The 11,588-nt window shown below is 48.2% G+C and carries 7 protein-coding genes; 6 read left to right on the top strand and 1 reads right to left on the bottom strand.

What is annotated here, in order from left to right; all coding sequences use genetic code 11:
- Positions 1-267 precede the first annotated feature (267 nt).
- Positions 268-4,116: a hypothetical protein gene (locus NZM01_11930; protein MCS6960742.1), complete on the bottom strand. Its 3,849-nt coding sequence runs from the start codon at positions 4,114-4,116 to the stop codon at positions 268-270.
- A gap of 646 nt (positions 4,117-4,762) precedes the next feature.
- Here NZM01_11930 and NZM01_11925 point away from each other — a divergent pair.
- From NZM01_11925 to NZM01_11900, 6 genes are all read left to right on the top strand, one after another.
- A complete protein-coding gene (locus NZM01_11925; protein ID MCS6960741.1) occupies positions 4,763-7,819 on the top strand; it encodes a hypothetical protein in 3,057 nt (1,018 codons plus the stop codon).
- Between the two features lie 206 nt (positions 7,820-8,025).
- Positions 8,026-8,877, top strand: a complete 852-nt coding sequence (locus tag NZM01_11920; protein ID MCS6960740.1) for a phycobilisome linker polypeptide — start codon at positions 8,026-8,028, stop codon at positions 8,875-8,877.
- A gap of 67 nt (positions 8,878-8,944) precedes the next feature.
- Entirely contained in the window at positions 8,945-9,697 is a 753-nt protein-coding gene (locus NZM01_11915; protein ID MCS6960739.1) for a phycobilisome rod-core linker polypeptide, read from the top strand.
- A 13-nt stretch (positions 9,698-9,710) separates the two neighbouring features.
- Entirely contained in the window at positions 9,711-10,463 is a 753-nt protein-coding gene (locus NZM01_11910) for a phycobilisome rod-core linker polypeptide (protein ID MCS6960738.1), read from the top strand.
- Positions 10,464-10,470: 7 nt separating this feature from the next.
- Positions 10,471-11,004 (top strand): phycobiliprotein lyase, encoded by a 534-nt coding sequence (locus NZM01_11905; protein MCS6960737.1) that lies wholly within the window; start codon positions 10,471-10,473, stop codon positions 11,002-11,004.
- Positions 11,001-11,588 carry a chromophore lyase CpcT/CpeT gene (locus tag NZM01_11900; GenBank protein MCS6960736.1) on the top strand — a complete coding sequence of 196 codons (588 nt, stop codon included), beginning with the start codon at positions 11,001-11,003 and terminating at the stop codon, positions 11,586-11,588. The genes NZM01_11905 and NZM01_11900 overlap by 4 nt, the downstream gene beginning before the upstream one ends.

Genomic DNA, 11,588 nt, shown 5'->3' with positions numbered 1-11,588 from the left:
GAGAACTTCCTGCAAAACTAATAGCAATAGTATACCTCAATCACGTAATCACCGTCCTTCTCTCTTTTTTATCAAATATTCATTGTTTTGAAGAAGTCAGCAAAATTGGTAAAAGATAAATACAAACTTATCTACCCGATCGTTTTTCTCTCTGTCATTCTGATATTGTAAGACTACAAACAACCGATCGGTTTGTCATTAACAAAGATAAAAAAACTCCCGACCGCAAACAACGATCGAGAGTAACAAAAGAGGGTAAAAACAAAACTAGAAAATAACAATGTTTGTGGCAGCTATATTAGGCAACCCAGAGAGAGTAGCTAACAAAACTGGAGCCAGAGGACCAGTACCATCAGGGTCAAAGCGGAGTTGACCGTTACTGGTGTTGTAAATAAATCTATCATCAGCATCATTAGCTGTATTTTGACCTAGGCCAGCAATAAAGGCAGCAGCAGGGAGAGTACCAAAACCTAAACCTCCTCCAAAACCTGCTTGGGAAATGCGAATGGAGTCAAAACTTGGATCAAGGTCCGTTATTGTATCGACTCCTTCAAAGGGAGAATTGAAGACAAACTGATCAGGTCCCGCTCCACCAGTCAGGACGTCATTGCCTAGACCGCCTACTATAACATCTGCGCCTCCAGTACCGCTAAGTGTATCACCACCTACAGTGCCAAGTATAAGGTTGATGCCCTCATCTGTAACAAAGAAAATTTGTGGATTACCTGCAGGTCGGTAACCAGGAGAAACAATAGGAAGAGTCTCATAGTTGATAATCACTGCTAGACTCTCAATTCCCTCAAATGTATTGTCAGTAGTGGCAACAACAGGGACATCTACAAAACTTTGTCCTGGCGGTATGACTACTGAAGAAGGTATGTCAACGTCAACTGTCAGTGTCACCCCTGGGAATCCAGTAGAGCGTAGTGTCTCGACAACAGTTCCAGGAATTGTGAGAGGACGAGAAATGTCACCCGATCGGGCTATGGAAAGTGTTGACTTCAAATCAGCTTCTGCAACACGTCCAGAAGGAGCTGCATCTGAAACTCTAGTCGTAGCTTCAAAGCTAATAACTCTCTGGTTTTCTCCAAAGGTAATAAACAGAGGCACAGCAATTTGAGGAGCAGTCAATAGTACCGGCTCAGCAGGAAATGGAATTTGTGGATCAGCAGGTAACCCAACTAATCTGCTTTCTCGGCCTTCTGCAAAGGATATCGCAACTAGAGGTACAGTGACAGCACGATCGGTGCTACCTGTTCTGCTAACCCTTAATATGCCTGGAGCAGCTCCTTCAACTGCTACAGCTCTCTGATTGGAAAGAACTACTGCTTCTTCTCGGTCATCGTCAATAATGAACCCTTCAGCTGCACCGCCCACCACAATAAATCCCTGGGGGGGAATATCAGAAGGAGCGACTGGTCCTCCAGCAGGTACACCTGGGAAAGGAGGAGGTACGATTCTGGCGATCACAGTTTCTACGCCTTCAGGGGTTCCGTCATTAATAGGTGTAGCAAAGAATTCCACTGAGGACTGACCAGCAGGAATAATCACCAAGAAACGGTTAGATGTTAGCTCAGGCTGAAATTGACTTAGGTTGGCAATCCCTAGAAAGGAGGTTAGGTTGGACTCACCAAGAAAGACTGTTGGACCAGTAATGGTGTAGTCTTCGCCATCAGAATCAAATGGTCCATTGCGTTGGATCTGTCTCGGACGACCTGCTGTGCCAGGTTCAAATTCACGCCTAATTTCCTGTCCTTCATTATTCCTAATAATTCTAATCTGTCTTACCATCTCTACCACTACAGCCCTCGGCGCAGATACGTCGCCAGTCCGACTGACACGAAAAACTATTGGTGTCTGCGTAGCCTCCTCTCCCCGTTGCCGACCAGAAACAACATCAATTCTGACATTAGGAGGTGTCTCATTATCCCGAATGCGGATCAAAGCAGGACGATCGGCTGCCACATCTTGCGGACGACCAATCACATAAAAGTTGTTTGGATCAGGAGCAAGGTTGAAAAGGGCATCCTCATCACCTTCCGATCGATCGTCGTCTACTGCTTCTAGGTACACATCAATAAATCTCTGTCCGTCAGGGATAACGATACGCGCTACTCCTCCCGAAACAGGAATTGCCCTGCCTAGAGTGTCAAACAGCAAATAGTCGCTGCCAGGTTCATCAGGACGGTTGGCTGTACCAGAGACTTCCAGCCTTACTTCCAAGTCACCAATGGTGTTATCCCGTGTTACCCGCAGAACGCCCCTAATCGGAGAGATAATTCCTGGAGTAGAGCCACCACTGGCAGAGGGGGGACGGAATTCATCGGCAAAGTTATCCATCGCCACAATGCTGACCACCGTACCAGGCAAGGGTCTAGGGCCAACAGGATTGGCTACATCTCTAATGTTAATGCGAGCAGTGTTTTCCCCTCTCGTTTCGTCCACCCGGAATACCAACGGATTTGGTACCAATGTCAGACGGACAAATTCTGTATCCTCTACTTGCTGGTCTTGAACGGGTCTGATTGTAACTCTCACCTCTGTTTGGAAGGGAGCAAAAATTACACTACTCCCGATCGGTTCAAAGTCCACCCCGTTTTGAGCTGTACCATCGAGGGTGTAGTTAACCGTTAGAGGTTTGGATAGATCACCACCTGTTCGTCTAAAGATAAATTCCCGCGTTACCAGTCCAGTAGGTCTGCCTCGACTATCTGTTTCCTCCCGATCGGTTTTTTCCAGCTGTGTAGTATCAGGTTCTTGGGCAATTCCATCTTCAGAAGCAACTACGGAAACTACAGGCAAATTGGGGGGGCTAGGTACAACAGTTAGATTGGCGTTAGCAAAGTTATTAGAAGGATCAACATCAGGCTGAGCCGAAGTTACCCTAGCATTGGAGGAAAGGAAGTTGCCAGTGGTCTTAGGTACGTAGGTAACACGGATGGTAGCTTCTCTGTTGGGGTCAATACTGCCCAGTTCTACTTTGATAATCCCTGTACGGGCGTTGTCCCCTGAAAATCCCGTGAATACTCCTTGGGAAGGCTCTACCCTCACTACATCCGAATCTACTGGCACAGTCAACTCAAATACAACCCGATCGGCTCTGCCTGTACCGCGGTTGAACACATTAAACAGAGCAACTGCTCTTTCCCCTTCCGCAGGTCTAGTGGGAATATCAGAGCGTACCAACACCAAATCAACAACAGGAGGAGCATCAGGGGGAGCAGGTTGGGGAGCAGGCGTAGGCAGAGTGACAGGCGCGCTGACAGTTCCTGTAGCTACTCCTACTCGCACATCATAGTTGGGGCTGTCCTGAATAGTGAGAGTAACCGTACCATCCCGACTAGTAGCTTGGGGGGTAACTGGGACATTGGCAAACGTCTGACCGTTGGGAATCCGTACTGAGGTGGGAGGGCTTTGCAGAGTTACACCTGGTGTAGTAGTTAGAGTAAAGTTGACTGTTAAATCCCCTGTAGTGTTAGTACGGGAAATTGTAAATACTATAGGGTCATCAGGATTAGTTGCCCTAGCGATCGGGTCGGTAGCAGTAACATCTACAATAGTTGGAGCTGTAGGAGCAAAGCTTACTGGTCTGCCGTTGGCATCTAGAAAATTTTGTCGGCGTAAGTCCCCCGCATTTACATTATTCAAGGTGGCTAGTACATTCCCTGTGCGCCGATCGATGACCAAGGTATTAGCAAAACTTTGGGAGACCTCAACATCATCAATAGTTAAATCCCCACTCAAAACCAGGAAGTCATCCCCTGCAAAAAAGTCCGTAACCGTTGCAGTGCCAGAGGTAGTTAAAACAAACCGATCGCGACCGACACCGCCAGTAAGAGTATTAACGCCTGCCTCACCACCGATAATATCGTTACCAGCTTCGCCAATTACCAAGTCGTTATCCTGACCACCGTAGAGCGTATCATCCCCTGCCCCACCAAAAAGCGAGTCATTCCCCTTGTTTCCGGCAATACTGTCATTTCCAGCGCCGCCATCGAGCTGATCGTTACCGTCTAAACCGCTGATAATATCATTGCCATCTAAACCACGAATAACATCATCTTCAGGCGTGCCCACTAATACATCGTTTCCTGGCGTGCCGTTGATAATTGCCATTTGTTTATACCCTCCCACACATACACGCACAGTGATACCACACAATTAACTAATTGTCGAGTGACCCCAAACCCAGACCCAGAGCCAAAATCATCCATCAAAATACTTTTATTTACGGCAAAATCTGACACTAAATTGTCTTTTCTGGGGAGTGATCTTGCTAAGAAGAGGAGGTAAGCAGTAGGCAAAATTGCAGTTATCGGCAGTAAAATTTAGACAGTTATTCCAAAATGGTTGCCGCTATGGGTTTGGGGGTGACAATTCCCCTGTTGTGTGCTATCTATAGTCGGTGAATCATGGTGGTTTACGACCAATTTAGAGGAGTGTTGATGATATGGGCAAGCTGAGCATTATTGGGGTAACACCTAACCCAGTCCGAGAAGGTACTACATCTGTTACAGCGCACGTCCGCTATACCCCAGACCCAGTAAATGATCTTAGTGGTCTTTTTTCCTTTGCATTGAACATTAAACCTGGTACTGCGAGTGCAGACAGTGACTATACCAATGTAAGCAGAACTTTGTTTTTGTCTACTGCTCCATCACTAACCAGCGTTCAGGACTTTTTTGTAACTATACCTATACTGGATGACGCAATTGTAGAGAACCCTGAGACGTTCATTGTAGAAATTTCAGACCTTGCTCCTGTGTCAGGACAAGGGACTACAAGTCCTGGCTTTATTATTGTCGATCGTAACGCTGAAGTAATTACCATTCTCGACAACGACAGCCCAGATCAACCTCCGCCTTTGGGTCGTGGCACTATTAGGTTTGAGTTTGCCAACTATGTTGTAGTAGAGGGTCAGCCCTTCATTGAAGCCCGTGTCATCAGGGAAGGCGGTCAACTTGGTGTCATCCAAGGAGAAGTATCAATTCAGTTTGCTACTGCAATAGAGCCAGATATAAGCGACCCCACACAAGTTTCCATCTTTTTTGGTGACCAAGATATAACACCCAAGATTATTCGTATCCCTATAGTTGACGACAACATCCCTGAGTCAACAGAGCAATTCACTCTGGTTCTGACCGAGAGAAGAACAGGGACAGGCCAGGATGTTTCAGGTGCTAATAATTTGGTAGTCGATCGTTCTGTTGTCCAAATTATTGACAACGACGGTAGCAACAGTACCTTCCCCACTATCACTCTTGCCCAATCCATCATCAATGTTCCTGAAAATGCAGGGTTTGTTGAAGTACCCATAGATGTAGTATTCCCCCCAGGCGGTAGACCTGCACCTGGTGATTCAGTTTATACAGTAGCTGCTGTCTCTGGTACTGCAGCAGAAGGGCAAGACTTTACTGTATTTTCTCGTACTTTTAACTTTGGTGGTGCTAACCAGTCCTTCCGTGAAGTGCTACGTATACCAATTACTAATGACACTTTATCAGAAGGGCTGGAAAGCTTTAGTGTTAGGATAACCACTTCTACTGGTGCGTTTCTTGGAAATGCCACATCAATCGTTAACATCATTGATGACGATGTTTCTGCTACTGTTCAAATTGAGCCAGTAACTCCCAATGAGGGCAACACTGTTACCATTAAGGTTGTTCCTGTTGGGGTATTTGAGCCAGGGGAAATCAGAACAGTTACAATTAAGACTCAGGATGTAACTGCCAAGCTAGGAGAAGATTTTACAGCACCAAACTTTAGCAACCTGACCTTTACCTTTGATAGCCCCTCACCTCAAACTGCTACTCTCAGGGTTATTCCTGACCAAATCAATGAGCAGGACGAAACTTTCCAAATCATTACTACTGGTACTCGTACTGTCAATGGTGTTACTCTGCCTTTGGTTATTTCGGGCGGTACTCAAACAATTACCATTCGAGAAACCGAAGGATTAAGGATTAGTAGTGTAACTCCGATAGTCACGGAAGGACTCGATCGGTTTGCTCAGGTTAAGGTTGAGAGGCTAGGAGACACTTCTATTGCCATAGTTAGTACAATTTCCGTCCAGGGTACAGGTGAGAATGGAGCATTAGCAGACAGAGACTTTACACCCGTTTCAGAGGTTGTAAGGTTTGGAGCAGGGGATGGAACTCCCAAGATCATAAATATTCCCATCATTGACAACGGAATTATTCAGAATGCACGTTCTTTCCTAGTCACGTTAACAGGTGCTAGAACCGATCGACCTGAGTTCCCGCCGATTCGAGAAGTCATCACGAATGTAGGCTCAGCTAACCCTGTAATCATTGAGCGTCCCGACCCACGTAACCAACCTAACGTTCCTATTCCTGTCTCAGGCGGCCCTGTAACAATTACAATCCTAGACAATGATGGACCGAATGCTGCAGCAGGAACGGCAGCAGCCCGTGGTAGCCTTCAGTTTGAAAAAGCTAGCTATGTTGTTGATGAAGGGCAAGGCTTTGTTGATATTCGTGTCCAACGGGTAGGTGGCACAAGCGGTGCTGTCAATGCTGAACTAAAAGTAGCTACAGGGGATGTCAGAGGTGCTGCCAAGATCGGTGAAGATTTCCTCAGCCCAGCCCAAACTTCTATCTTCTTTGCTGATGGTGTAGGCGGTTTCCAAACAATTCGTATTCCAATCATTAACGACACGATCGCAGAAGTTACTGAGAGCTTTGCTCTGAATTTAACGGAGAAACGGGGTGATCAAACCTTAGTGGTTAACTCCACGATCGTGCAGATTACAGACAATGATGGCGATCAGGTTAAGAACTTTGGTACGGTTGGTTTTGGTGACCTGCGTGTTCTCAATGTTAGTGAAGGGGCTGGTTTGATCATTGTCCCTGTGCAGTTCTCCGGTGCGGTTACCCCTGGAGAGTCAATTTCTATTAAGTACTCTGTTTCAACTGGGCAAGGAGAAAATGCAGCGGTTGCAGGAGAAGACTTCGTAGGAATAGCAGGTGGTAATCTTAAGTTTCCCGCAGGAACTTCGCCTGTTTCGATCCCAATCACAGTACCAATTCTGGAAGACCGTAAGATAGAACTGACTGAGAGCTTTGTAATCACGATTGATTCTGTGGAAGGTGCTCTGCCTGGTGGCTCCGATCGGGTTGTTGTCAACATTATCGACAACGATGGTGTAGGTTTAGATGGCAACGTGCCAGCGGCTGATCCTCTATCAAGTCCCTTCTTCTCGCCTATTACGCCTACTACCCAAACTGTGCCGTTCCTGACTCCTGAAGCTACCAATCCCCCTGCTATTAGGACTGACTTCACGGATACAATCTTGGGCAACAACGATGATGAGCTGCTGTCTGGGGGAGATGGCAATGACACGATCGATGGACGGGGCGGTAACGACACAATTACGGGTGCCCCTGGTCAGGATGTAATCTTTGGTGGTCCTGGTTTAGATGTGCTGTTTGGCAACGCGGGTGAGGATGTCATCTATGGTGGGGAAGGAGACGACCTCATCTTTGGTGGCAAGGGTAATGACACTCTCTTCGGCAATGAGGGTAACGACGTCCTTACAGGAGACCTAGGGAATGACTTCCTGTTTGGTGGCCCAGGCAACGATCGGTTTGTTTTGCAGGCTAATGCGGGCACAGATTTTGTGGGTGATTTTGTTGTTGGTACAGATTTACTAGTGCTCAGCGGTGGGATACAATTTAATCAACTGGCGATTACCCAAGTTGGTGGTAACACAGTGATTCGCCTCGATGGTAAAGACCTTATGATCCTAGCTGGGGTGACTGCTACAGCTGTAACTGCCGCCAGCTTTGTGATCGGTTAAGCCCAACCCTCTACACTCCCTCTAAATTGATTCACCTGACCCCCGATCGGGGGTTTTTCTATTTGGGATTAGTTTACAAATCTTGACAACCAAGCGCCCCTAACTATAAGAAGATGGATCATAACAAAGCGTATAAACCACCACAGGTTGTGGTAGGGCTGTACTGCTTGTAACTGGGTAAAAAAACTTTGATAAAGGAGATAATAATGCCGTTTGGACCAGCATCCCGTTTGGGAGTCAGTCTCTTCGACGAAACCCCGCCCATGGAGTGGGTACCAGGACGATCGGTGGAAGAGGCGGAAACGATGATCCGCGCTGTCTATCGCCAGGTGTTGGGCAATGCTTATGTCATGGAAAGTGAGCGCCTTGAGGTAGCCGAGTCCCAATTCAAGCGCGGTGAACTGAGTGTGCGGGAATTCGTGCGGGCAGTAGCCAAATCTGACCTCTATCGCTCCCGCTTCTTTGAGGATGTGCCCCGATATAGAGCGATCGAGTTAAATTTCCGCCACCTCTTGGGACGTGCTCCCCTCAACCTAGAGGAAATGCGCTACCACAGCAACATCCTGGATACCGAGGGCTTCGAGGCAGAGATTGATAGTTACATCAACAGTGACGAATACCAAACCGTGTTTGGGGAATATGTAGTACCGTATCTGCGCGGTTACAAGTCGGAAGCTTGCCAGAGCATGGTACAGTTTACCCACTTCTTCCAACTGGTGCGGGGAGCTTCTACTAGCAGCCTCAAAGCAGATTTAGCTGGCAAGTCGCCCAAGCTCAACTCCTTGGTAATCCAGGAAATTCCTACCCCTGTAGTAGCACCAGGTTTGACCTTCCGTACCCCTGCTCTCGGCTCTCGTTCCCGTCATGGGGTGGACGCCAGTGCGGGTGGCAAGGTTTATCGCATCGAAGTTACGGGCTACCGCTCCAAGGTGGTCAACAATGTTTCCAAATTCCGCCGCAGCAATCAGGTGTTCCTGGTGCCCTACGAAAAACTGTCCGAGGAATACCAACGCATACATCGCCAAGGCGGTGTTATTGCCAGTATCACTCCCCTCTAGGCTCTTTGGGGGCTTGTCCCCCTTTTCCATCTACTTTTAACAGGTTTTAATAGGCGAGGTTTTTAATATGAGAACTTTATTGGCACCTTTGGAATTGCGTCCCAACAGCACCACAGAAGAGGTTCAAACCATCATCCGTGCTGTCTATAAGCAGGTTTTGGGCAATCCCCATGTTATGGAGAGTGAGCGCTTGGTTACCGCTGAGTCTAAGCTGTGTAATCGGGAAATCTCGGTGAAGGAATTTGTCCGCCTGGTGGCTAAGTCGGATTTCTACAAGAGTCGCTATTTTGAAAGCTGTGCTCCCTACCGCTTCGTGGAGTTGAATTTCCGTCATCTCTTGGGGCGCGCTCCCCAGGACCAACGGGAAGTTTCCGAACATATTGTCCGCTGTGTTACCGAGGGCTATGACGCTGAAATTGACTCCTACATCGACAGCGAAGAGTACCAGAAAGCTTTTGGCGATAACATTGTGCCCTACGATCGGGGTACCAGTACGGAAAGTAACTACAAGCAACTGGGTTATAACTTCATGTTTGCCCTCGATCGGGGCCCTGCCCAGGTAGATAGTGCAGTCAAGGAGTCGCAGCTGGTGATGAACTTGGGTCTAAACCGCGCTAACAAGATCAAGCCTTCTACCAGTGGGGTGATTGGTTCAGGGACGGAGAAGAAGTTCAAGATTTTGGCTACAGGCTTTAAGTATGACAGCCGCCGTCGCTATAGCACTACGGAGTATCTGGTGCCTGCCAGCAAAATGACTCCCCAAATCCAACGCATCCAACGGGCAGGCGGCAAAATCGTCAGCATCACAGAGGTAGCCTAAAGGGAGTAGGACTATGGCACTGTGGATTACCAACGATCGGGTTGAGCTAACCAAGAACGCCACGGAAGAAGACTTGCAAGTTGTGATACGGGCTGTCTATCGCCAGGTACTGAGCAATGCTCATATTTTGGAGAGTGAGCGCCTCACTACTGCTGAATCCATGCTGCGCAATGGGGATATTACAGTGCGGGGGTTTGTACGGGCAGTAGGTTTATCTGACCTCTATCGCCGTCTGTTTTTTGAAACTTCTTCCCCCTATCGCTTTGTGGAGTTGAACTTTAAGCACTTCTTAGGACGTGCGCCCCAGGACCAGGCAGAGGTTGCCGAACATGTGCGCCGCTACAGCGAACAGGGCTATGAAGCGGAAATCAACTCCTACATTGACAGTCCTGAGTACCAAGAGCACTTTGGCGAAAATGTAGTGCCCTATATGGTGGGTAGTCAAAGTCAGGTAGGAGTGCGCAATGTAGTGTTCAACCGTACTTTTGCTCTAGTGCGGGGCTTTGCTGCTGATACAGTCGGGAAAGATGCCAAGTTGATTTCTGATATCGGTATCGACCTGCCTACTAAGATTGTGCCACCAGCACGGGGGTCAGGGGCATACAGCAATACGGGCAAGCGCTTCCGCATTACTGCTAGTAAGTCCGCTATGAATAGCCGTCGCAGTATCACCACAACGGAAGTAGGCTATAATCAGCTCTCTGACACTATCCAAAATATTCAGAGGGGCGGTGGTAGGATCATTTCCATCAAGGAAGTTGCCTAAGTAAACTATGGCAGGGGCAAGGTGGGATATTACTACATTTGTGGAACGATCGATCGGGTCTTGGCGGTCGCAGCGGAGTGTCCATCATCTTGCCTTTGCCCATTTTGAAGCAGTTACTTCTACCATCACCGTCACTAGCCTTAGTCCCCAGGATGAGCGGGTGGGGCAACTGTGTCAATTGCATGGGGTGGAGACCGATCGGGTAGTAGCACCTTTCCTGATGACCTGGGAGGGACAATCGGACTGGGATGGGGAAATCTCCAAGGGCGAGAGTTTACTGGTGCCTGTCCCCAGTGATACCTACAGGGGCAAGTTATTGCGGGACAAGGGCTATGCGGAAGCCATGCCGGCGGTGGGGGAATATTACCTGACAGAGGACAATACTTTTGTGCTGGTGACCCCCTACGATCGGGCTGCTGCCGAGGAAAAAATTTGGTTTATCAATGACAATGTGCGTTGTCGGGTCTCCCTGATTAAAACCAGTGGGGGCAGTGGCGTGGTGACTGCTTCCTTCTCGTCTGAAATCAAGCAAAAGTTATGAGGCTAAAACTAGCGGAGTGGTTAGCAGGGGATTTTAGCAATCGGGCGCAGGCACAGGCTAATCCTAGAGACTTTGCCCATATCCGTGTCTTTTTCTGTCCCTTGCCCTGGTCTTTCTTCAACGATGTGGGGTTCTATTCCGAACAAATGTTTGACCATGACCTGTGGACACCCTATCGCCAGGGGGTACATCGCCTCATCGATCGGGGGGATCACATCTACGTGGAAAACTACGCCCTCAAAGACAGCATCAGGTTTGCGGGAGCAGCGCGGGAACCCAGTATTTTAGCTACGATCACTCCCCAAGACATCGAACGGCGGTGGCACTGCGCTATGGTCTTTACGTGGGAGGGGGACAGATTTCGTGGGTCTGTGGAGGGTAATCGCTGCCTTATCGAGAAAAATGGCAAGTTAACTTATCTAGTAAGCGAAGTAGAATTGACAGCCACCACCTTTACCAGTTGGGATAGGGGCATGGATGTAGAAACTAATTACCAGGTTTGGGGGTCAGAACATGGGGCACTGCAGTTTAGCAAACGGGAGAGCTACCCACTGCCGCCAGAATATGTTGCCTACAACTGCTGA

The sequence above is a fragment of the Pseudanabaenaceae cyanobacterium SKYG29 genome (assembly GCA_025055675.1).
Lineage (GTDB): Bacteria > Cyanobacteriota > Cyanobacteriia > Pseudanabaenales > Pseudanabaenaceae > M5B4.
The sequence above is the reverse complement of the archived record's forward strand: the minus strand, read 5'-3'. Positions and strand labels throughout refer to the sequence as shown.

Excerpts from the sequence above, each read along its gene's own strand:
- NZM01_11930 (MCS6960742.1), bottom strand. The coding sequence starts at position 4,116 with ATGGCAATTATCAACGGCACGCCAGGAAACGATGTATTAGTGGGCACG.
- NZM01_11920 (MCS6960740.1), top strand. The coding sequence starts at position 8,026 with ATGCCGTTTGGACCAGCATCCCGTTTGGGAGTCAGTCTCTTCGACGAA.
- NZM01_11915 (MCS6960739.1), top strand. The coding sequence starts at position 8,945 with ATGAGAACTTTATTGGCACCTTTGGAATTGCGTCCCAACAGCACCACA.
- NZM01_11910 (MCS6960738.1), top strand. The coding sequence starts at position 9,711 with ATGGCACTGTGGATTACCAACGATCGGGTTGAGCTAACCAAGAACGCC.
- NZM01_11905 (MCS6960737.1), top strand. The coding sequence starts at position 10,471 with ATGGCAGGGGCAAGGTGGGATATTACTACATTTGTGGAACGATCGATC.
- NZM01_11900 (MCS6960736.1), top strand. The coding sequence starts at position 11,001 with ATGAGGCTAAAACTAGCGGAGTGGTTAGCAGGGGATTTTAGCAATCGG.